Consider the following 20802-nt stretch of genomic DNA (forward strand, 5'->3'; position numbering starts at 1 on the left):
ATTGCTCCCAGCGTTACGAGGGTGTCCGAGACAAGCCTGACACCAGAGGTTGAAGAGGTTGCAGCGCCGCCTCGCGCTCCTGGTTCAGCACCCAGGCAAACCCCGAATACATCACCAGTAAACAAGCCAGCACACAAATAACGACCCACATGACGGAGACAATCCGTATTCGTACCCGAGGAACTTTCCCTCTCTCGGGAGTGATGGATAGCGGCACCCGGTCACCTCGCACATGCCTGACCTGGCGGTAAACAGCATCTTGGATCGTTTCCAGTTGCCCCCTTCCCCGCTCCATGACGCGGTATTTGCCTTCGAATCCCAACGACAGGCACAGGTACATAAGCTCCAGCATGGCAATATGCTTGACGGGATCGCGGGACAATCGCTCCAGCAACTGGAAAAACTTTTCACCACCGAAGGTTTCGTTGTGAAAGCGGCTCAACAGGCTCTTCTTCGACCAATCGCTGCAACTGCCCCAAGGCGTGGTGACTACCGCCTCGTCGATGACACTGCACAGCACATAACGCGCCGACATCACCTGGCTGCTCTCTGCCCCCAAGTGCAAGGCATGGGCCTCAAATGCGCTGATGGACGATGAGAGCTGGTCATTGAGCGCTTGCAAGCTTTCCCGAGCGGGGCTGGCCTTGAGCTGGGCAATCTGCGACAAGAGCTCCCAGCCCGCTGCCAACAGCATGTTGGAGCCCATTTTGAAACGCTGCCCCGGGAGGTTGGCGGCGTAGATCATCCGATCTTCCAACTGCGCGAAGCGTGGCGGCGATGGGAAGTCTGTAACGGGTCCCAGCGCCGGCCCGAGCCCATCACGGTCAAGTAGTACGGTTTTTTCATCCTGCGGGTATTCACTGCCCTTCGTCATGGTATTCAGTTCCTGATAGCCCAGAAGTTGAGTTCTAGCTCCGCGAATTCGCCGCTCGCGTGGAAGGCAAAACCACCCGACTGCTCCAACTGCGCGATATCACGAGGACTGAGTTCGAGCATGAAATAGGTCTTGGCGGCGTGATACGGAATCTGCCGCGGCGCGACCGGCAGCGGCTGGACCTTGATACCGGCCAGGTGCAGGTTCACCAGCTCGCGGATGCGTTCTACGGGGCCGATCTTGAGATGCGCCGGCAAACGATGGCGAAGCTCTTCCGAATCACATTGGGCGGTGGCGGCCAAAATGAAGGTGGCGGTGCCGAGCAACTTGAGATCACTGACCGGGCAAACCAGCACCCCGTATTGCCGCTTTTGCAACGCCAACTCGATGGCATGTTGTTCCAGCACCGACGACAATACAGCGCGAAGCCCCTCCATCAGCCCACGAAAGCTCGCCCCCTGATCGCCATGCCGGTAGTGCACGGCAAGTTGTGCGCGCTTGTTGTCGTTGGCGAACGTCGACAGTTCGCCGAGGATCGAGAGCAACTCCCGATACAGCAGCTCCGGACGCACTTGAGCCTGCACCAGGTAGTGACGCAGGACCAACTCGGCACGATTGATCAGTTGCAGCATCAGAAAGTCGCCGACCTGTGCTCCTGTCGAGGCACCACTCCCCTGGATTCGCGTTGCAATCGCATCGCCACGCGTCGCCAGCAGACTGATCACCTCCTTGATGCATGACGGCACATATCCGGCGCTCTGGAGATAGATGAACGTCGGCACAAAGTCCGCATCCAGGCTTACGCCATCCTCGCGAGTCGAATCTTGCACTTGGGCGACCTGGAGCTTCACGTAGAACGCATCACTGGGCCCATCGCCCAGCATCAGCCGAAAGTCCGGGTGTGCACAGTTGATCTGGCAACGAGAATCAACGCCGGCGTTGGAGTCGCCGATTTCCGATTCACAGGCGACGTAGCGTGCCAGCACATCGCTTTGCTCCTTCCTGCGCACCTCAACCTGATTCTCGGTCGCCAGCGGCAACGCCAGATAAACAGCTTGCCTGCCCGCATTGGCAGGCACCTGCAACACCAAAGGCTCCATCGCGCCGCTCAACTCAAACAAGCTGCCGTCCGGCAATACTCCGCTGGCCTGGTTGACAACGACCTTGCCCAGGTTGAGGTACTGCATATCGATGTCCAGGGTCAGGAACCCCCACGCATCACTGCTCAGCAACCGAGTTCGGTTGAGCTGTCGATGGTAGTAGCGGTCATTGTGTTGCAAGTGCTGGGGCCGCAACAGCATGCCCTCTTGCCAGACAACGTTATGGACCTGCATCTCAATTCTCCGTCCTGTCTGTCTGAGGGGTTGCCATCCGTAGCCCCGTCTGGTCCAACACAATGTCGGCACGCGTAAATTGCCCCGGGACTACCGGCAGCACGAGCCGCCATTGCACATGAGGCAAGTCGCGATACGCCGCCAGTACGCCGACATAGCGGCTATGCGGCTGGACACTGAGCTTGAGTGCCTGCCGTTCACCAGGACGCAATTCCAACTCCTCGCTGCTGACCCAATCCTTGGAGAGTGTCTGTTCGGAGCGGTCGTAGAGGCTGAAAAAATCGGCATTTTCAAAGGCCACGGGGTGCCGTAGTTCAATCAGTTGCACTACCACGGGAGAGGGGCGACCGTGCAGGTCGGGGTTGACTTCGTCACCTGCGATCAACGTCAAGTCCAGTTTGGTCAGGGTCGAAAAAGGTGAAAGGCTGCTACATCCGGCCAACAGGCACAGTGCTGACAGCATTGATAGGGCCGCAACTCGGCACGCGAACATCATCCTGGGCACCCCACATTCAGGGCGCAAATCAGGCGTACCTGCTCCTCATAGGCACTGGAAAAATCGTTACGCGACCACTGATGGCCCAAGGGATCTTCGTCAACCAGTCGTCGATAGTGGCGTTGGTATGCCCGCCAATAAGCTGCCTCGGTGAAAAACCTGGGTGGCTTGCCCTCGCGCTCGAAGCACAGCAACAAATGCCCAGGCGCAAAGGCTGCCAATGCACCCCGCACCGCGGTCCGACAAGCCACGGTCATGGCCACTTGATGAACTTGCAGGTCTCGACAGGCCTGGGCGACGGCTTGCTCGGCAGCGAGCTCTCCCGGGGCACCAGCCCGCAGTAGTGACGCCATGGCAGCCTGGCTGTCGGCGCAAGCTTTCAGCGGGTTGAGGATGTTTGACACTGGGGGGGTCAATGCAATGTTGATCTCGCTGTTCAGCTCATCGCGGGTTCGTAGGTTTTGCTGCAGCCCTTCGATGACTTGTCTGAACAGCCCGGCCACCTTGATCGCGAGGGCTTCGCGGCCTGGCGTATCAAGCGTATCCACTTGCACACCCAATGCTTGCGCAAACTGCGGCCAGAACACCTGCGAGGCAGCAGGCAAGGCCATGGCGGGTTCGGGAGGTATCTCTTTCCTGTCGGGTTCAGCCCATGTCGGTACGATCAGATGATCGCGATCCACAGGCCCTTGAATGTGCGATTGGAAAGTCACCTGCGTTGACGTATCCAGGCCGTCCAATTCTGCCGATGAGCTGACACGCATTTGCTCGCGATCCAGCGCGTCAACAGGGTCAAGCCCGAGGAACGCGTCGTCTGGAATCACATCATCCCCAGCAAACGACCGCCGTTCATTTGCCACCAACCGGGCACGAATTTCCAACCGTCCCAGTTGGTACACTTCACCCTCAGTGATCAACCGCGCCTGCCCTTTGCCCAGGCGTTCCATGCTGCCTGAAACACTGATGCCGTTGCTGCTGATATCCGTCAGGTAGTAGTGGCCTTCTCGATAACTGACCAAGGCGTGATGACTGGAGATCAGGCGGTGGGTATCGGGGATGATCCAGTCACAACCCGTCCCACGGCCGATCACACCGCCAACACCATCAAACGCCTTGCGCGCCAGCGGTTCACTATTCACGCCACTGCAGACTTCAAACACTAATTGCATGGCAGAGCTCTCCTGCTCACTGCCCACGACGTGTCGCCTGGGGGTCACCCAACGGACGGTAGTCGGCATCATCAAAGACATAATTGGCGTTACAGCCGCTCAACAAACACAGCACAAGCACCAGGGCTTGCCACGGATGAAAAAACATCAGGTATCTCCCATGAAAATCAGGTGCCCACACTTCTTCCATTCAGCCTTCCTCACGGACATCGCCAACGGGAATCTTCAGGCGCGCCAGGCGATAGAGCAGCGTGCGGCGGGCGACACCCAGCTCACGCGCAGTTCGGGTGCGATTACCACGGTTCTTGTGCAGACAATCGATCAGGAACACCCGCTCTACCCGCTCCAGACGTTGGCGCAACGTCGCATCGACGGAGTCATTGGCTGGTGGCGCAGGCAAGGAAAGATGCACCGGCAGGATCACCCCGTCATCGCAGAGCAGTACCGCACGCTCCACCAGGCATTTGAGCTCACGAACATTGCCGGGGAAGGCGTAGCTCGACAGTTGGTCAAGGGCCGCGCTTGACCACGACACCGGCACACGTCCAAGTGCAATGGAAGCTTGTTGCGAAAAATCCCGCGCCAACAGCAACACATCGCCGTCACGCTCGCGCAAGGGCGGCAGTTCGATGGGGAATTGCGCCAGCCTGTAATAGAGGTCTTCGCGGAAACTGCCTTGGGCTACCATCGCGCAGAGGTCACGATGTGTCGCAGCAATGATGCGCACGTCAACCTTGTGTGCCGCAGTAGCGCCCAGCGGGCGAACTTCGCCTTCCTGCAGGACCCGCAGTAACTTGGCCTGCAGCGACAGCGGCATATCGCCGATTTCGTCCAAGAGCAGCGTGCCTCCATGCGCCGCGTCAAACAGCCCCACATGGTTGCGTTCAGCTCCCGTGAAAGCCCCTTTGCGATAGCCGAACAACTCGCTTTCCAGCAATCCTTCGGGAAACGCCGCACAGTTTTGCACCACGAACGCTTTGCTTTTGCGCGGACCTGCAGAATGGATAGCCCGTGCCACCACCTCTTTGCCTGTCCCCGTCTCGCCGCGCAGCAATACGGTGTAAGGCGTCTGCATGACCTTACCGATCAGGCGGTACGTCTGATCCATCGCCGTACTGCTGCCGATCAGCCCAAACTCCGCTCGAGGGGCCGGTTTACGGTCATTCAAAAGGGCGATACTTCCTGTGGAACACTGACTCTTCAGTAGAGTCCGCTGCATCAAGGCAAAACTTCCCAGCTGGCTCAAAGAGAGGGAGTAGTCGTGCAAATTTCTCCGGCATTGGCTGGCAAGCAGCAACACGCCGTTGATGGCCTTGTCGCGGTTGAACAGCGGCACACACGACAGCGCTTCCCAGGGAGTCTCCAGTGCTGGCAGAAACCCGCACTCGTACACGCTGCCGGCGAGGTCCTCCAGGCTAAGAGCCGTTTTATGGCTGAGTACATAGTGCAACACCTGCTCATGCTGAAAGTCCTTGGTTCCGACTGGATCGCCGGAACAAAACACTCCGAGCAAATGCTGGGCAATCAGTTCGAGTCGGCCAGTGGACTCATCGCGCCAGTACCACTGACTGAGTTCGCATTGGCTCAACTGCGCCACAGCCGCAACACAGAGCCCGGGCAAGGTGATTTCGTCGCCATCGGCACCCAAACGAACGAACCAGCCTAGCAACGCGTCGAGGTATGCCTGTGATTGGGGCTCCTGGGTGGGTCGGCTCTCCCTCATTGGCTGAACTCACAGAGGGGAGAACCATTCTCCGTCAGGTACGCATGCACATGCGCCAAGGGTTCGTCTTGAGCCATCGCCGCCAGCAAGCGATCCACCACCTGCGGCAACAAATGGAGTTCGATCCATTGGTCAAGGTAGCGAGCGCCGCTATCGCTATGGGCGCAACGCTTGGCCATGTGTGCAACCAGCTCGGGCGTATAGCTGAACGCCAGCTTGCGCAGATGCAACCGTTGACCCAAGCGTTCCAGCTTGAGTCTAGTCAAGTCATGCAGAGCCTCACCCGTCACCGGGTAATACGGCACGACGCGCATGCGAGCCAGCAATGCGGGTTTGAAGTGGTCGCGCAGCAACGGACGGATCGCCTCTTGCAGCACTGGCACTTCAGGTCGCGCGCCGTCTGCGCACAGTTCACCGATGCACTCGCTGCCCAAGTTGGACGTCATCAGGATCAGCGTGTTGCGAAAGTCAATTTCCCGGCCTTCCCCATCATTGGCCAGGCCTTTGTCGAAAATCTGATAGAACAGGTTCAAGACTTCCGGGTCGGCCTTCTCGACCTCGTCGAGCAACACCACAGAATACGGGCGTTGACGTACGGCTTCGGTCAGCACACCGCCCTCGCCGAAACCGACATAACCGGGCGGTGCGCCAATCAAGCGAGACAGTGAATGTTTTTCCTGGAACTCCGACATGTTGAGGGTGGTGACAAAACGCTCACCGCCATACAACAGATCGCCCAGGGCCAGCGCAGTCTCGGTCTTGCCCACGCCACTTGGGCCCACCAGCAGGAACACACCAACCGGGCCTTCGGCCTTGTTGAGCCCTGCTGCAACGGCGCGCAGGTTGCGGTCCAGAGCCTGCACCGCTTGTTCCTGGCCAAGAATGCGCGCGCGTAGGGCATCGGCAAAACCCAGCACCCGTGTACTGTGCTCACATGCCAACTGTTCAACCGGGATACCGGTCCAGCCACTGATGACCTCCGCCACCAGGTGCGGGCATACCTGCTGCGCCGATGTTTGTTGCTTCTGCCAGCACTGTTCCAGAAGCTGGCGCTCGCTTTCCATTTCCTCCATGCGTAGGTTCAACCCGTGGAGTATTTGCTCATCCACGGGAAACCCTGCATCCCTGTCACGACCTATTGCCTGATGCTGCCGCACGCCTTTCGCCTGTTCCGCATAGAGGCGTTGCAACTCTTCGGGCGCCGCCTCCCTACGGGTACGCAAACGAGCGCAAGCGGTGTCCAACACATCCACCGCCTTGTCGGGCAACTGGCGCCCGCTCAGATAACGGGCACTCATCTGCGCCGCCGCCACAACCGCATCGTCCCGCACGTAAACGCCATGGCTGCGTTCATATACCGAGACCAGTCCGCGCAGGATCGAAACCGCCTGCTCGACACTGGGCTCGCCAACCAGTACAGGCTGAAAGCGCCGTGCCAACGCCGGATCTCTCTCGAAGTACTTCTTGTATTCCGACCAAGTGGTCGCAGCGATGGTGCGCAATTCACCACGGGCCAAGGCCGGTTTCAGCAGATTAGCCGCATCAGACCCACCCGCCGGAGCGCCCGCACCGACCAACGTATGCGCCTCATCGATAAACAGGATCACCGGTTTGACCGAGGCATTGACCTCGTCGATCACGCCCTTGAGGCGCCGCTCAAATTCACCCTTGATGCTGGCTCCAGCCTGGAGCAGCCCCATATCCAGGGTCAGCACCCGCACATCCTTTAGAGCGGCTGGCACCTGCTCGGTGGCAATGCGCAGCGCGAGGCCTTCGACAACGGCCGTCTTGCCTACACCGGCTTCGCCGACAAGTATTGGGTTGTTTTTGCGCCGGCGCATGAGAATGTCGATCAGTTGGCCGATCTCAGCTTCGCGGCACACCACCGGATCGATACGGCCTTCAAGCGCCAGGCGCGTCAGGTCGTGAGTGAAGTGCTCCAGCAATGATTCGCTCGTCGGCGAAGGATCCGCGCCAGGCGACTGACTCGACACAAAGCCCAGTAAACGCTGCGTATCCAAGCGGTTCAACAAAACCTGATAGGCACTCCCCGCATGGTGCAGCGGGTGACGCAGCAGTGCCAGCAACAGCGCGCCGTGATCGACTTCAGTCTGGCGCAGTTCCAGATGGGCAACCATCAAGGCCTGCTGCAGCCATTGCACAAGCGATTGGGCAAACACCGGGTTGCGTGATGCGCTCGCCTCCCCCTTGGGCTGCAGTGCCGCTTGCAACTCACCCACCTCAATGCCTGCATCTGCCATAGCCCGTACGAGAAGGCCGTCTTGATGCTCCAGCAAGGCCAGCAACAAGTCTTCCACCAGTACTTCTCTGCCGCCGCGCGTTACGCAACGTTCAGCAGCGCGCACCAAATCCCGACGGGCCTGGGTGGTCAATGTCTGAATAAGTTGTTGCAGATCCACATTTATCATAATGATTCATCCCTCATGAGCGTTGCCCGGCACCATGACCACCCCGTCGGAGCAGTCATGCGCCAGCCACGTGGTCCAGCCGAGGCGACAGACGTTGTGTTCGCCAATGTGCAACGGTCGGATCTCTTCCTTGGCCAGCACCAGCCGCACGTCATAGTCCAGTGGATCCCGAGATGTGAGGCGCACCAATGAACACAGCAGCGGGTAGTCGGGCCCAGTGGGCAGAAAGCCATGGAATTGCTGCCAACACAGGCCCTGCAGATGCACCCTGAACTTGCCACTACAGTCGGCAACCTGACTGCCCAATACCTGGTCACGGCCAAGTACGCTATTCGCGGTGCCGAGCCGATTTCGCTGTGCGTCAGCGATTGCAACCGTACGCAGTACCCACTGCTCAATGAACAAGCGGTGGTGTTTGAAGTAGTAACGCAACACCGTCTCGATCAAGGCTGCCGAATGCGCCCGCAGGCTAAGTAACCCCAAGTAAGGCAACAGCCGCTCGCAGTTCAATTGCGCGACACTGCGAATCTGCTGGCCGCTCAGGCCGATCAACGCGAACATCTGCTCGGATAACGTGTCACGCGCGCCTGCCTGGAACCGCGCCCGGTAACGGTACTTGCGCCAGATGGGTAGCATCAGTCGTTGCAAACGGTGATGAAACACGTCCAGAAATTCTCGCGTAGTACTGCCACCCACTCCGTCGGCACACGCTTGTTCGCCATAAAACGCCGGCAAGGGCGACCCCGCGCCACACAAGCCCAAAAGGTTGAGGCGAAGACGCGCGCGCAACTGCCCGTGCTCAATGAAAAACTCCACCCGGTCAATATCGTGACCGGGAAAGCCAAGACCTGGATTGGCTTGAAACTCCAACAAGTCATACAACGCGTCGTCATCCGACAGGGGATGGGCTTCGCGCAAGCGGTTGATCACCTGCAAAACCGCCTGGAACAGCGAATACTCGCGGATGCCCCGGGACAGTCGCGTCAAAGCAGGGGCTGCTGCCCCATCCGTGGTGGCCATAGGTACACGTCTCCTTGTGTGCTGATGACTCTTAGTTCGTGGTAGGCGTTGAGACTGGCGTAAAGCGCGAAGAACTCGTTGAGTACCGACGCGAAGACGAATACTTCGCCATGCCCCAGAAAGCCTTGGGGGTCGATGCTCAGATCAATTCGTATCCCCCGAAACGGCAAGCCCCGTTGCAATCGGTCGACCGCCGTATGACTGACGGATCGCATTGCGCCCAGCTTCCTCTCACTGACCTTCTGCGCTTGCCGATCGTGGTAGCGCGGTAAGTCATAGGTTTGAAGGATTACCTTCAAGGCGTTGATGTCGCTCAACGACAGATAGTTGAGCGACAGGTTGCTGATCAATCGCCAGAGAAAATCCTGATCCAGGGGTGGCGAAAAACTGGCCGTCGGTGCGCAGATGTTCCGAAACGACAACCCCTCTGGCGTCTGTTCGCAGGGCAGGTTTATGTCCCCAAGCTGCAACAGCCGAGGTAGGTTGTGATTGGTACACGTCAACTCGATCGACAGTGTTTGCTGCTCTGACTCAGGACCGTTACCAAACGCAAGCCAGGTTTCAAGCCCTGCATGCTGTGCCGATGGCCGTTGACGAATGCTATAACTCACCGGGCTATCCGCCTGGTCGGTGTCGCCACCATGTTCGAAGGATTCGAAGGGCACGTAAGCCTTGTATCCACGCCCACCCGGTTGCCACCCTGTGACACTGTCGACGGAAAATACACTCGCGTTTTCCCGTGAGTATTCGCCAGGGACGAGCAGATACTCATCCTGCTTGCCGTCCAGCCGGATGGGCACCGCATCATGCTTGAACAGGTTCACGATAGGGGTGCAGTACAGTTTGACGTTCTCCAAGGTGGGCTGCTGGGACTCACGCCATGGAGTGCGCAACTCGAAGCGCAACATCACCCCACGCACCTGCTTGAGCAATTCGCCAGGTAATTCCTGCAGCACGCCCAAGCCCCCGACATCGACAAACAGGTACTTGTCAGGAAAGGCAAAATACTCCTGCAGGTGGCGATACCCTGGAAAGGTATTTTGCGGATACGGGATCAACGCCTGTTCCTCGCTGAAACCCACCGGCTGGACCTGGTCGGCGCCCAGCCGCAGTGATAACGCCTGGCCATTAACCCCGTTGACCGGCAGGCCATCGTGGCCCAAAGGTAGCAACTCAATACCGTCAAGATGACGCAGCAGGCTCAGGTACAGCTCCTGGCTGATGTAGCGATCTCCGGCGAGATGCAGACGCAACTGAGTGAAGGTCCATTCACTGAAATTACCTTCGGCGCTCATGTCCAGACGCAGGCTCAACTTCCCCCGCCCTGCCTGGGTGCCGTACTCCAACGCGCTCAGTTGCAGCGGTAGAACCTGCGTGGCATAGCAGGTCCGAAAACGGCACCGCTCGCCATTGACTGCGGCGCTTTCGACCGGCGTGTCCCTCGCCACCCACACGTCAGGACCGGAGTGTTTCAACGGATCAAATTGCAGCATGCTGAACGCGGGCATCGGGCGCATGTAGTTGGGCCAGAGCAAATGCATCAGCGAATGTGTCAGTTCTGGAAGCTCGTCATCGAGCTTCTGGCGCAAGCGACCCGTGAGAAACGCAAAGCCTTCCAGCAGCCGCTCTACATCCGGATCTTGACCCGACTCTGCGAGAAAGGGAGCAAGCGCAGGATTGCGCTCGGAGAACTGACGACCGAGCTGGCGCAACGCACTGAGCTCGCTTTGGTAATAACGATTAAACGACATCCGGCAAGACCTCTACCCGACCGGAATCGCATAGCCGAGCGGTGAACACCACGGGGCGCTGGGTGCCCTTGATCATCAAAGTAGCTTCAATGGCGAAGGCCAGGGCCAGTGGGTCGTGGTCCCTCGGCAACGTCTTGACCCGCACATCCTTCAAGCGCGGCTCGTAGGCGCGAATGAATCGCTCGATCAACAAGCGTGACTGAGACAATGACTCATGTAGGCTCTGGTTCATGTCATTGAGGTCGGGCAAGCCGTAATCGGGCAGCGTCTGCAAACTGCCCGCACGGATGCTGAGCATTTTTCCCAGGTGGATCGCGACGGACGTCACGGCACTTGCGGGAGTAGCCGGGCGCTCAAGGCGCTGGAAAAGACTCTGGTGGTTGGGCATTACCTGGCCTCTGCTCATTCTTTGTCGAGCTTGCCGACCAGGGACAATGTGAAATCCGCCCCCATGTACTTGAAGTGCGGGCGCACACTCAGGTTGACTCGATACCAGCCGGGCTCGCCGTCGACATCACTGACAACGATGCGGGCCGCACGCAAGGGGCGCCGCCCACGCACTTCGGCGCTGGGGTTTTCCTGATCGGCGACGTACTGTCGAATCCACTTGTTGAGTTCCAGCTCCAGGTCGGTGCGCTCCTTCCACGACCCCAATTGCTCACGCTGCAGGACCTTGAGATAGTGGGCTAGGCGATTCACCACCATCATGTAGGGCAGTTGGGTGCCCAGACGGTAATTCAGCTCCGCCTGCTTGCCTTCCGGACTAAGACCAAAGTGTTTTGGCTTCTGGACCGAACTGGCGGAAAAAAACGCTGCGTTGTCGCTGCCCTTTCGCATCGTCAGGGCAATGAATCCCTCTTGCGCCAGTTCGTACTCCCGGCGATCGGAAACCAAGACTTCAGTCGGAATCTTGGTTTCGATTTCACCCATGCTATGGAAGTGATGCAACGGCAAGTCTTCCACCGCACCACCGCTTTGCGGGCCGATGATGTTCGGACACCAGCGAAACCGCGCGAAACTATCGGTCAGGCGTGTGGCAAAAGCGTAGGCCGTATTGCCCCACAGGTAGTGTTCATGGCTGTTGACCACGTTTTCCTGGTAGGCAAAGGTCTTGACCGGGCATTCAAGGGGATCGTAGGGCGTACGAAGCAGGAAACGCGGCACGGTCAAGCCGATATAGCGTGAATCTTCGCTTTGGCGAAAACTTTGCCATTTGGCGAATTGAGGGCCTTCGAAATGGTCCTTCAGGTCTTTGAGATCCGGCAGACCGGTGAAACTTTCCAACCCGAAGAACGCAGGCCCTGCAGCGGCGATAAAAGGCGCATGGGCCATGCAGGCCACACTGGAAGCGTACTGCATCAACTTCACGTCGGGGGCGCTGGGAGACAGAAAGTAATTGGCGATAATTGCGCCCACCGGCTGACCACCAAACTGACCGTATTCCGCACTGTAGATATGTTTGTACAGACCGGACTGGATCACTTCAGGTGAGTCCTCGAAATCTTCCAGCAGATCTTGCCGAGAGACGTTCAGCAGTTCGATCTTGATGTTCTCGCGGAAGTTGGTGCGATCAACCAACAACTGCAGGCCTTTCCAGGAAGCTTCCAAGGCCTGGAAATCCGGGTGGTGCAGGATCTCATCCATCTGAAGACTAAGCTTCGTGTCGATCTCGGCAATCATCCGGTCGACCAGCCGTTTCTTGACGGGCTCGCCTCGGTTCTGCGGTTTGATCAGCTCTTCGATGAACGCCGAAACACCACGCTTGGCAATACCATAGGCCTCGTCGTCCGCACTCAGCAGAGTCTGGGCAACGATGTTATCGAGAATGCTGTATTGATGAGCGGTTTGTGCAGGCAGTGAGTGCTGTTGTGTCGTCATGAGCTCAGTGTCCTTTTACTGAAAAATGTCAGGCGTCAGGTGTATCCAGTCCCAGCTCAGCCAATACCCGAGCACGGGAATCGTCATCGGCGAGGGCCTGTTCGATAGCTTTGCGAAAGCTCGGCGTGTTGCCCAATGGTCCTTTGAGCGCCATGAGTGCCTCGCGCAACGCCATCAGCTTTTGCAGTTCGGGAACCTGCTCTACCAGGTTCGCCGGATTGAAATCCTTCATGGAATTAATGCGTACCTGAATGGCCAATTCCTCAACACCCGCATCCTCCTGCAGACGGTTAGGCACGTTCAGCGTCAGGCTCAATGCCTGTTTGGCCAACACGTCATCCAGGGTGTTCTTGTCGATCGCAATAGGCTTTCGATCTTCGAGCTTGCGCACATCTTCACGCTGGGTGAAATCGCCCAGCACCAACAGTTTCAACGGCAGTTCGACCTCTTCCTGCGCACCGCCCAAGGCGGGCTTGAAAGTGATGTTGATACGTTCCTTGGGGGCGACCGAACCTTCTTTGGCCATGGTGTTTCTCCTTACTCAGTGGCTCGAAAGCCTATTCAAGTACCGCTTCCAGATCGAAGAGGCACAGCCTGCGGTGGGTGTCTTCCTTGCGCTCGAGCACGGCGTGGTTTTGTGGCAACAGATCACAGCAGCGATACAGAAGCTGGGTTACCTGAAGGGCCAGTTCCGGCTCCCAACGTTCAAGACCTGTGTGTTGCAGTTCGTGGTCCAGATGTTCGAGCTGGATCTTCGCCAGCTCGTGCTTGCCGGCTTGTACACACAGCCTCGCCTGGGCAAGCCGCCAATGAAATCGCGCGCGCTCGCTGCGAGCGGCATACATGCCTTTTTTGAGTTCATGGATTGCGGCTTTGAGCCCGTCCTTTCGCAACCGGGGTGCCACTGCCTGCAAGGCGATCTCCCAAGGCTCGGCTTCGGCATCAATCATCACTGCGGCTGGTTCGGGTATTTGCAGACGACGGCTGACCTGCTGCGTGATCCAGTCACGGCTGGCGGCATCGGCAAAAGGAATGCCGTCGTGAAAACAGAACGACGGCAGGTCCGGCAGACGTTGCAGCAGCAAGGCGAAGGTCACTTCCAACTCAGTCATGGCCTGTTCCGCCTGCAAGGCGTCCAGGCATTGCCAGAGCATATGCAGTCCGTCGAACCAGAACATCGCGCCGGCGAGACTGGTTTCGAGTTCCAGTATCAGGTCGGCGTAATGCCCCTGAGCAAAACGCTCCTGATAACGTTTGAGCTTGTCAGGCGCAGGCCCGCGCAAGGCGGTAATCCGCTCGCTGTCGGCATCCGGATACCCGCTCAGTACGAGCCAGTTCAACGTTCGGTTGAGGCGCAAGGCACGCAGATCGGTGGCGTTCTGACGCAACCACCAGGCACACAAGGAGCGGGCCTGCTCCTGCAGAGTGCGTAGCAATTTGTTGGCGTCTTTTTCGTTGTCCACGACCGCTTCAGGTTTGAATAGTTGGCTGGTCGCGTGCCTGACCTGCGCTATGACACCGCTCATCCCTGCCGCCGGAGCATGGTCCTGAACAGCCAGCTCCAGCCGCTGAGCCAATTGCCTGCGGATCGGCAGCAGCAAAGGCGCCTCATCTCCCAAGTGCCTGGTCCATACCTCATCGAGGCAAACCAGTTGCTCAAGTACTGCACGAAACAAGGGCTGCTGGCTCTGCAGGGGCAGGCCTTGCGTAAACAGAGGTTCGAGACGCAGTACCAACCAAGCAAATGACGCACCGCGAGTACGCAGTTTTTCGGGGTAGACCACCGACCAATGGTGCTCGCAGAGATAACGCAGTAATCCGAGCCCGGCTAGCAGGCCTGTATAGGACTCGCACTGGTGCAACGCCCAGGTCAGCCAGACGGCCGAGCGCAGATCCTTGGACTGATGTCGCAACATTAGCTCGCTGGTTTCCAGGACCTTGCGCCAATCGGGCTGGCTGCTGCCATGAATCGATTGCGCCTTTGCCAACTCGGATTCCAGGCATTCATATTCACTCGAAAAGCGCATATCGCTGCCCGCAAAACTCGATTGCGCACAGGGCGACCTGGCAACTTCAAGATAATGATCACACAGCGTGTCCGAATAAGACATTTCACACCAGGCGCAACTAACCAAGACAGGACCAGCCAACTAACCACACGTAAAGTGCGCAGCAGAAAGCCATCTAAACCTTGCAGGAATCCCTGCAAAGCTCCAGAACCTTAGCTACGCCTAAAACATTCAGCAAGCGACGAAATAATAGTTAATCCTTTTCCTACAAACCCCTTAAATCGGCCACTGCGCAGCATTTTGCGCACTCAATCATCCCCGCTCGTTCGGATTGACGTTACAAGCCAGCCATTCAAATAAAGTCTCAACTGAGCAACTAAGTGCGCAGTAATGCGCAAGAAAAACCAATTTAAACCCACCAAACATACCCTGACTGCTCAACAACCCTAACTTATATACAGCCTAACCCTAACAATCATTACCCCACACACTTTCAGGCACGCTTCTTGTAATAGGCAAAGTCCCATCCGCTGCATTTATCGGTGGGACTACCCCTTCAATCAGACAAGGAAACCCGTCATGCCAACACCCGCGTATCTCTCCGTCACCGGCGTCAAACAAGGTTTGATCACGGCAGGCACGTTTACCCAGGACTCGGTAGGTAACATTTATCAGGAAGGCCATGAGGACCAGATCCTGGTCCAGGCGTTTTCTCATCAGGTGATCATTCCGCGCGACCCTCAATCCGGCCAACCAACGGGCCAGAGGGTGCATAAGCCCATGATGATCAGCAAAGTCTTCGATAAGTCCTCACCATTGCTGTTCAGTGCGTTGACCAGCGGCGAAGAGGTCAAGTGCCGGTTGGAGTGGCTGCGCACCTCGTCGGCCGGCACACAGGAGCACTACTTCACGATTGAACTGGAGGGCGCCACCATCGTGGACATCCAATCACGCATGCCCAACTGCCAGGACCCGGACAACGCCCACTTCACCCATCTGGAGGATGTGTACTTCACCTACCGCAAGATCGTGTGGACCCACGAAGTGTCAGGCACTTCCGGGTCCGATGACTGGCGCAGCCCGGTTGCCGGTTAATCCGGATTAGCCCGGGAACGGTGCCAAGGAAGGCGCCGCTCCTGACGGTTGGCTAAACCATCGCCAAAGGGTGCTTGCGCTTGGGTGCGCCAAACACGCGATCAATTGCGTCCAGGTCGTGTTCATCCAGCACCAATTTGGCGGAGGCTGCGTTGAGTCGCACATGCTCCGGCGTGACGGCTTTGGGAATTGCGATCACGCCGTCATGGCGCAACACCCAGGCCAGGGCGACCTGCGCAGGTGTGACCTCATGGCGACGGGCGATCTGCTTGAGGGTCGGGCTGGACAACAGCTCACCGCCCTGGGCGATCGGGCAGTACGCCATCAAGGGCAAGTGGTGCTGTTGCCACCAGGGCAGCAGGTCGAATTCGATGCCGCGCTCATCGATGTTGTAGAGCACCTGATTGGTAGCGCAGGCCGGGGATGCAAGTTCCTGCAGGTCGGCCACATCGAAATTGGAGACGCCCCAGCGGCCGATCTTTCCGGCTTCGCGCAGGCGTTCAAACGCTTCGACAGTTTCCTCAAGGGGGTGCTGGCCACGCCAGTGCAACAGATAGAGGTCTATATAGTCCGTGCCCAGGCGCTGGAGGCTGGCTTCACAGGCGCGGGGCACGCCCTTGTGGCTGGCATTGTGCGGGTAGACCTTGCTCACCAGAAACACCTGGTCGCGCCTGCCTCGAATCGCTTCTCCAACGACGCTTTCAGCGCCGCCCTCGCCATACATTTCGGCGGTGTCAATCAAGGTCATACCCTCGTCAATACCCAATTGCAGCGCGGCGACTTCGGCGCGGTGCTGGTCGGGGTTTTCGCCCATGCGCCAGGTTCCCTGGCCGATAACAGGGACGGGAACACCCGCCAGATCAATGGTACGCATGACAACCTCCTGATGAGTTCGCGGATTAACAGTCTGGCATTGACCGGACAAAAGGGTTCAATCGAAGTAAGGTTAGCCTCTGTCAAGTCGCCAGGAAGAATCTGCAATGCTGTTTGTCGTCATGCTCGGGGGCAAACACCCACGAGCAAAGATTGAAGTTCACGATGTGGTGTTCGCTGTGGCGGACACGCTGGAAGCGACCTACCCGCAACTACGCGCCGACTGGTTCGGCAGCCCCAAGGGCGTACATATCGATTCTTGGATGGCAGTAGAGGGCGTGGACGGTTGGAGAGTCGAACTCAGCCATCTGGCCCCGGCGGCTGGCGCGCCTCACCTCTACTTCATCAACCTTGGCGGTTACGAAGCCAACGGCTTTGGTGAAGCCCATCACTACCTGCTGGTGGTAGCCCGTAACAAACAGGAGGCCATGAGCAAAGGCAAACAACACACGCGGCGCCAATGGTCCCAAGCCCACACCGATGGAGTGCTGGACATCGACGACTGCCTGCCCATCGACCTGGTGGACGGTCGCTATATCCACTTGGTGCAGGGCACGCACCGGCCAATACTCCAGCAGAACGACTACATCGTCCTGAGCTGAACCCTACCCGAACGGGGTATGGCGCCCACCGGCTATCTGCCTGACAGTGCAATCAGTCCCTCAGACTGATAACAAGCACAACTCAAGGTGGGCCCCATGCGTAAAGCCTTTATCGCTCTGTCCAGCGCTCTACTGCTTGCCACCTCCACCTTGACTCAGGCCGCCGACGACCCAGGCAATACCTTGCGCATCTACAACTGGGCAGACTACATCGGTGATACCACCCTGGCCGATTTCGAGAAAGCCACGGGTATCAAGGTGATCTACGACACTTACGATTCCTACGAAACCGTGCAGGGCAAGCTGCTGTCCGGGCGTTCCGGATATGACCTGGCCCTCCTCAACGCCTCCCTGGTGCCGCTGCTGATCAAGGGCGGAGTCTTCCAGCCACTGGACAAGTCCCAGTTACCCGACTGGAAGAACCTTGACCCTTTGGTGCTGAAAAGCCTGCAAGCCCACGACCCTGGCGTCACCTATTCCGCGCCCTACACCTGGGGCAGCAATGGTGTGACCTACAACGTCGACATGATCAAGGCGCGTATGCCGAACGCCCCGCTCGGCTCCCTGGCGATGATCTTCGATCCCAAAATCGTGTCGAAATTTGCCGACTGCGGCATCACCTTCATGGACTCCCCCACCGACATGATTCCCCTGGCCCTGACCTACCTCGGTCTGGACCCCAACAGCGTCGCGCCAAAAGACTTGAAGGCTGCTCAGGACGTGCTGATGGCCGTACGGCCGTACATTCGCAAATTCGACTCCAGCGGTTTCATCAATGGCCTGGCCAATGGTGACCTGTGCCTGGCAACCACGTGGTCAGGCGACTACGCCACCTCCCAGGCACGGGCGACGGAAGCCGGCGCCACTATCAAGCTGGACTACTTCATTCCCAAAGAAGGCTCGTTGATCTGGTTCGACAACTTCTACATTCCCATCGACGCCCCCCATGTCGCCAATGCCCATAAGTTCATCGAATTTCTCCTGCAACCCGGCACCATCGCCGGCGTCAGCAACACCATCCACTACGCCAACAGCAACCTGGCGTCCAAGCCGCTGGTCAACGCCGATATCCGCGACAACCCGGCTATCTACCCGGACCCGGAGACGATGCAACGCCTGTTCACCCAGCAAAGCCAGCCGCCGGCTGCCGTGCGCCTGATCACCCGTACGTGGAACGCCGTCAAGACCGGCAAATGACTCCCAGCCTTTGAAGGTAAACGCCATGACTCTGCCCAATCCTGAATTCTTCGCCCAGTTCAACCACAACCAACTGGACGCTGCCGACAAAGCCCACTACATGCACGGTTTTCATATGTTCGACGAACACCGTGAACAGGGCTCATTGAATATCGCCGCAGGAGATGGCGCTTATATCTATGACACCCACGGCAATCGCTACTTGGACGCGGTGGGCGGCATGTGGTGTACGAATATTGGCCTCGGCCGCGAGGAAATGGCCGACGCCATCGCCAATCAGGTGCGCCAACTGGCCTACTCCAACCCGTTTTGCGACATGGCCAACGTGACAGCCATCGAACTGTGCGCCAAGTTGGCAAGCCTGGCCCCAGGCGATCTTAATCATGTGTTCCTGACGACTGGAGGGTCCACAGCGGTGGATACGGCGTATCGACTGGTGCAGTTCTACCAGAACAGCCGTGGCAAACCGGCCAAGAAACACATCATCTCGCGCTTCAGTGCCTATCACGGCTCGACATTCCTGACGATGTCCATCGGCAACAAGGCCGCGGACCGGGCGCCGGAATTCGATTTCATGAGCGACCTGTTTCACCACATCTCCTGCCCCAATTACTACCGGGCTCCGGAAGGGATGAGCGAAGCGGACTTTCTCGACTTCCTGGTGAATGAGTTCGAAGACAAGATCCTGACCCTCGGCCCGGACAACGTGGCCGCATTCTTTGCCGAACCCATCATGGGCTCCGGTGGCGTGATCATTCCACCCGAGGGCTACCACCAGCGGATGTGGCAAATCTGCCAACGCTACGACCTGCTGTATGTCGCCGATGAAGTGGTCACCTCATTCGGACGCCTGGGCGCATTTTTTGCTTCCAAGGACGTCTTTGGCATGCAGCCGGACATCATCACTACCGCCAAGGGCCTGACCTCCGGCTATCTGCCGTTGGGCGCGTGCATTTTTTCGGAGCAGATCTGGCAGGTGATCGGCGAGCCGGGCAAGGGCCGCTGCTTCACCCATGGGTTCACTTACAGTGGCCATCCTGTCAGTTGCGTGGCAGCGCTGAAGAACATCGAGATCATTGAGCGCGAGAACCTGCTGGCCCATGTCGAGGATGTGGGCACCTACCTGGAGCAGCGCCTGCAAACCCTGGCCGGACTGCCGCTGGTAGGCGATATTCGCAGTCAGCGCCTGATGGCCTGTATAGAGTTTGTCGCCGATAAACACACCAAGGCACTGTTGCCGGATGCGGTGAACATTGGCGAACGCATCCACCTACGGGCCCAGGCAAAAGGTTTGCTGGTACGCCCTATCGGGCATTTGAACGTGATGTCGCCGCCGCTGATCATCACCCACGCGCAAGTGGACGAGGTGGTCGAAACCCTGCGCCAGTGCATTCTCGACACTGCGACCGAACTTCGCCAGAGCGGCGACTACCAGGGACGATGAGCCACAACGCCGAGCCTGTTTCGAGGTTTTTGCCGGGATGCTGACCGGCGGGTAGACTGGCCAGCATGAACGCACCGATCGATCAGCCCCCTGCCCTCGGCCCCCAGGCACTCGAAACCTGGCACGACGCCTTGGCCCAGGCGTTTATCCAGGTCGATGAAGCCCGATTCCTCGAGTACCTCGCCGCCGCGCTGTGTGCCCTGTGCCCCATCGAATCGATGATGATCAGCCTGGAGCGCCAGGGCCAGGCGCCACGCCTGCTCTATCAGCAAGGCATCCCACGGGAGCATCAGGACGAGATCATCCATCGCTACTTTTCCCGTGGCTACCAGTTGGACCCCTTCTGTCTGGCAGTCGATAAAGGCTTGGCGGAAGGCTTCTACTCGTTGGCGCAAATCGCGCCGGATGACTTTTTCAACAGTGAGTACTACAAGACCTATTACCTGCGCAGCGGCGGTGCCCTGGAGAGTTACCACATCGTTGACCTGTGCCCACGCAGCAAGATTTCCCTGTGCATGTTCCAGGGACTCAGCGCCGGCCAATTCAGCGATGCGCAACTGGCCGTGCAGCGCTCTGCCCACCCGGTGATCCGCGCGCTGTTGCACCGGTTTGGCACCACGGGTGGGTTGGACAAGGTGGTGGGCGACCCAGCCTTCAGTCAAACCCGCGCACATCAACAGATTGAAGCAGCCTTCATGGGGTTTGGCAGTGGGCTGCTGACAGTGCGTGAGCGCGAAATTGCGCACTTGATCCTGCGGGGGCACTCGGTGAAGTCGGCAGCGCAAGTGCTGGGGATTTCGCCGGAGACGGTGCGCATGCATCGCAAGCATGTGTACACCAAGTTGGTCATCAACTCCCAGGCGGAGCTGTTTGCATTATTTATTGATTGGATGACGCGGCAGCAGTAG

The 20802-nt window shown here is 58.3% G+C and carries 19 protein-coding genes; 5 read left to right on the forward strand and 14 right to left on the reverse strand.

Features of this window, described 5'->3' with window-relative positions; genetic code table 11:
• Positions 1–13 precede the first annotated feature (13 nt).
• From icmH to tssA, 13 genes are read right to left on the reverse strand one after another with little or no spacing between them, the layout of a single operon-like run.
• Positions 14–874 carry a type IVB secretion system protein IcmH/DotU gene (gene icmH, locus U367_RS0108185; protein WP_028616503.1) on the reverse strand — a complete coding sequence of 287 codons (861 nt, stop codon included), beginning with the start codon at positions 872–874 and terminating at the stop codon, positions 14–16.
• A gap of 5 nt (positions 875–879) precedes the next feature.
• Entirely contained in the window at positions 880–2208 is a 1329-nt protein-coding gene (tssK, locus tag U367_RS0108190) for a type VI secretion system baseplate subunit TssK (RefSeq protein ID WP_028616504.1), read from the reverse strand.
• 1 nt (position 2209) lies between these two features.
• Positions 2210–2671 carry a type VI secretion system lipoprotein TssJ gene (gene tssJ, locus U367_RS0108195; RefSeq protein ID WP_028616505.1) on the reverse strand — a complete coding sequence of 154 codons (462 nt, stop codon included), beginning with the start codon at positions 2669–2671 and terminating at the stop codon, positions 2210–2212.
• A 29-nt stretch (positions 2672–2700) separates the two neighbouring features.
• The gene (gene tagH, locus U367_RS0108200) at positions 2701–3873 is read right to left on the reverse strand and encodes a type VI secretion system-associated FHA domain protein TagH (RefSeq protein WP_028616506.1); all 1173 of its coding nucleotides are present in this window, start codon (positions 3871–3873) and stop codon (positions 2701–2703) included.
• 16 nt (positions 3874–3889) lie between these two features.
• Complete coding sequence (locus U367_RS0108205) at positions 3890–4021, reverse strand: hypothetical protein (protein ID WP_028616507.1); 132 nt, start codon at positions 4019–4021, stop codon at positions 3890–3892.
• A gap of 42 nt (positions 4022–4063) precedes the next feature.
• Positions 4064–5596 (reverse strand): sigma-54 interaction domain-containing protein, encoded by a 1533-nt coding sequence (locus tag U367_RS0108210; protein WP_028616508.1) that lies wholly within the window; start codon positions 5594–5596, stop codon positions 4064–4066.
• The gene (locus U367_RS0108215) at positions 5593–8025 is read right to left on the reverse strand and encodes an AAA family ATPase (protein WP_028616509.1); all 2433 of its coding nucleotides are present in this window, start codon (positions 8023–8025) and stop codon (positions 5593–5595) included. The genes U367_RS0108210 and U367_RS0108215 overlap by 4 nt, the downstream gene beginning before the upstream one ends.
• 6 nt (positions 8026–8031) lie before the next feature.
• Positions 8032–9045, reverse strand: a complete 1014-nt coding sequence (gene tssG / locus U367_RS0108220; RefSeq protein WP_028616510.1) for a type VI secretion system baseplate subunit TssG — start codon at positions 9043–9045, stop codon at positions 8032–8034.
• The gene (gene tssF / locus U367_RS0108225; protein WP_028616511.1) at positions 9009–10796 is read right to left on the reverse strand and encodes a type VI secretion system baseplate subunit TssF; all 1788 of its coding nucleotides are present in this window, start codon (positions 10794–10796) and stop codon (positions 9009–9011) included. The genes tssG and tssF overlap by 37 nt, the downstream gene beginning before the upstream one ends.
• Positions 10786–11184, reverse strand: coding sequence for a type VI secretion system baseplate subunit TssE (gene tssE, locus U367_RS0108230; protein ID WP_028616512.1), 399 nt, complete (start codon positions 11182–11184; stop codon positions 10786–10788). Before tssE ends, tssF begins: the two co-directional genes overlap by 11 nt.
• A gap of 14 nt (positions 11185–11198) precedes the next feature.
• Positions 11199–12674: a type VI secretion system contractile sheath large subunit gene (tssC, locus tag U367_RS0108235; protein ID WP_028616513.1), complete on the reverse strand. Its 1476-nt coding sequence runs from the start codon at positions 12672–12674 to the stop codon at positions 11199–11201.
• Positions 12675–12702: 28 nt separating this feature from the next.
• Complete coding sequence (gene tssB, locus U367_RS0108240) at positions 12703–13200, reverse strand: type VI secretion system contractile sheath small subunit (RefSeq protein WP_028616514.1); 498 nt, start codon at positions 13198–13200, stop codon at positions 12703–12705.
• 31 nt (positions 13201–13231) lie between these two features.
• On the reverse strand, positions 13232–14785 hold the full coding sequence (gene tssA / locus U367_RS0108245) for a type VI secretion system protein TssA (RefSeq protein ID WP_028616515.1): 1554 nt from the start codon (positions 14783–14785) through the stop codon (positions 13232–13234).
• 477 nt (positions 14786–15262) lie between these two features.
• On the opposite strand from tssA, the gene U367_RS0108250 reads away from it, so the two are divergent.
• Positions 15263–15778 carry an Hcp family type VI secretion system effector gene (locus U367_RS0108250; protein WP_010209954.1) on the forward strand — a complete coding sequence of 172 codons (516 nt, stop codon included), beginning with the start codon at positions 15263–15265 and terminating at the stop codon, positions 15776–15778.
• Positions 15779–15830: 52 nt separating this feature from the next.
• Here the strand turns inward: U367_RS0108250 and U367_RS0108255 are convergent, their stop codons facing one another.
• Positions 15831–16652 carry an aldo/keto reductase gene (locus U367_RS0108255; protein WP_028616516.1) on the reverse strand — a complete coding sequence of 274 codons (822 nt, stop codon included), beginning with the start codon at positions 16650–16652 and terminating at the stop codon, positions 15831–15833.
• 106 nt (positions 16653–16758) lie between these two features.
• Between U367_RS0108255 and U367_RS0108260 the strand changes: the two genes are divergently transcribed.
• From U367_RS0108260 to U367_RS0108275, 4 genes are all read left to right on the forward strand, one after another.
• Positions 16759–17253, forward strand: coding sequence for a DUF1543 domain-containing protein (locus U367_RS0108260; RefSeq protein ID WP_028616517.1), 495 nt, complete (start codon positions 16759–16761; stop codon positions 17251–17253).
• A gap of 96 nt (positions 17254–17349) precedes the next feature.
• Positions 17350–18450, forward strand: coding sequence for a polyamine ABC transporter substrate-binding protein (locus tag U367_RS0108265; protein ID WP_028616518.1), 1101 nt, complete (start codon positions 17350–17352; stop codon positions 18448–18450).
• A gap of 25 nt (positions 18451–18475) precedes the next feature.
• Positions 18476–19894 (forward strand): aminotransferase, encoded by a 1419-nt coding sequence (locus U367_RS0108270; protein WP_028616519.1) that lies wholly within the window; start codon positions 18476–18478, stop codon positions 19892–19894.
• 65 nt (positions 19895–19959) lie between these two features.
• Positions 19960–20802: a response regulator transcription factor gene (locus U367_RS0108275; protein WP_028616520.1), complete on the forward strand. Its 843-nt coding sequence runs from the start codon at positions 19960–19962 to the stop codon at positions 20800–20802.

This window comes from Pseudomonas canadensis (genome assembly GCF_000503215.1).
Taxonomy (GTDB): domain Bacteria; phylum Pseudomonadota; class Gammaproteobacteria; order Pseudomonadales; family Pseudomonadaceae; genus Aquipseudomonas; species Aquipseudomonas canadensis.

Excerpts from the sequence above, each read along its gene's own strand:
- U367_RS0108215 (WP_028616509.1), bottom strand. The coding sequence starts at position 8,025 with ATGATAAATGTGGATCTGCAACAACTTATTCAGACATTGACCACCCAG.
- tssK (WP_028616504.1), bottom strand. The coding sequence starts at position 2,208 with ATGCAGGTCCATAACGTTGTCTGGCAAGAGGGCATGCTGTTGCGGCCC.
- U367_RS0108255 (WP_028616516.1), bottom strand. The coding sequence starts at position 16,652 with ATGCGTACCATTGATCTGGCGGGTGTTCCCGTCCCTGTTATCGGCCAG.
- tssJ (WP_028616505.1), bottom strand. The coding sequence starts at position 2,671 with ATGCTGTCAGCACTGTGCCTGTTGGCCGGATGTAGCAGCCTTTCACCT.
- U367_RS0108260 (WP_028616517.1), top strand. The coding sequence starts at position 16,759 with ATGCTGTTTGTCGTCATGCTCGGGGGCAAACACCCACGAGCAAAGATT.
- tssA (WP_028616515.1), bottom strand. The coding sequence starts at position 14,785 with ATGTCTTATTCGGACACGCTGTGTGATCATTATCTTGAAGTTGCCAGG.
- tssF (WP_028616511.1), bottom strand. The coding sequence starts at position 10,796 with ATGTCGTTTAATCGTTATTACCAAAGCGAGCTCAGTGCGTTGCGCCAG.
- tssG (WP_028616510.1), bottom strand. The coding sequence starts at position 9,045 with ATGGCCACCACGGATGGGGCAGCAGCCCCTGCTTTGACGCGACTGTCC.
- U367_RS0108210 (WP_028616508.1), bottom strand. The coding sequence starts at position 5,596 with ATGAGGGAGAGCCGACCCACCCAGGAGCCCCAATCACAGGCATACCTC.
- icmH (WP_028616503.1), bottom strand. The coding sequence starts at position 874 with ATGACGAAGGGCAGTGAATACCCGCAGGATGAAAAAACCGTACTACTT.
- U367_RS0108250 (WP_010209954.1), top strand. The coding sequence starts at position 15,263 with ATGCCAACACCCGCGTATCTCTCCGTCACCGGCGTCAAACAAGGTTTG.
- tagH (WP_028616506.1), bottom strand. The coding sequence starts at position 3,873 with ATGCAATTAGTGTTTGAAGTCTGCAGTGGCGTGAATAGTGAACCGCTG.
- U367_RS0108205 (WP_028616507.1), bottom strand. The coding sequence starts at position 4,021 with ATGTTTTTTCATCCGTGGCAAGCCCTGGTGCTTGTGCTGTGTTTGTTG.
- tssE (WP_028616512.1), bottom strand. The coding sequence starts at position 11,184 with ATGCCCAACCACCAGAGTCTTTTCCAGCGCCTTGAGCGCCCGGCTACT.
- U367_RS0108270 (WP_028616519.1), top strand. The coding sequence starts at position 18,476 with ATGACTCTGCCCAATCCTGAATTCTTCGCCCAGTTCAACCACAACCAA.
- U367_RS0108275 (WP_028616520.1), top strand. The coding sequence starts at position 19,960 with ATGAACGCACCGATCGATCAGCCCCCTGCCCTCGGCCCCCAGGCACTC.
- U367_RS0108265 (WP_028616518.1), top strand. The coding sequence starts at position 17,350 with ATGCGTAAAGCCTTTATCGCTCTGTCCAGCGCTCTACTGCTTGCCACC.
- tssB (WP_028616514.1), bottom strand. The coding sequence starts at position 13,200 with ATGGCCAAAGAAGGTTCGGTCGCCCCCAAGGAACGTATCAACATCACT.
- tssC (WP_028616513.1), bottom strand. The coding sequence starts at position 12,674 with ATGACGACACAACAGCACTCACTGCCTGCACAAACCGCTCATCAATAC.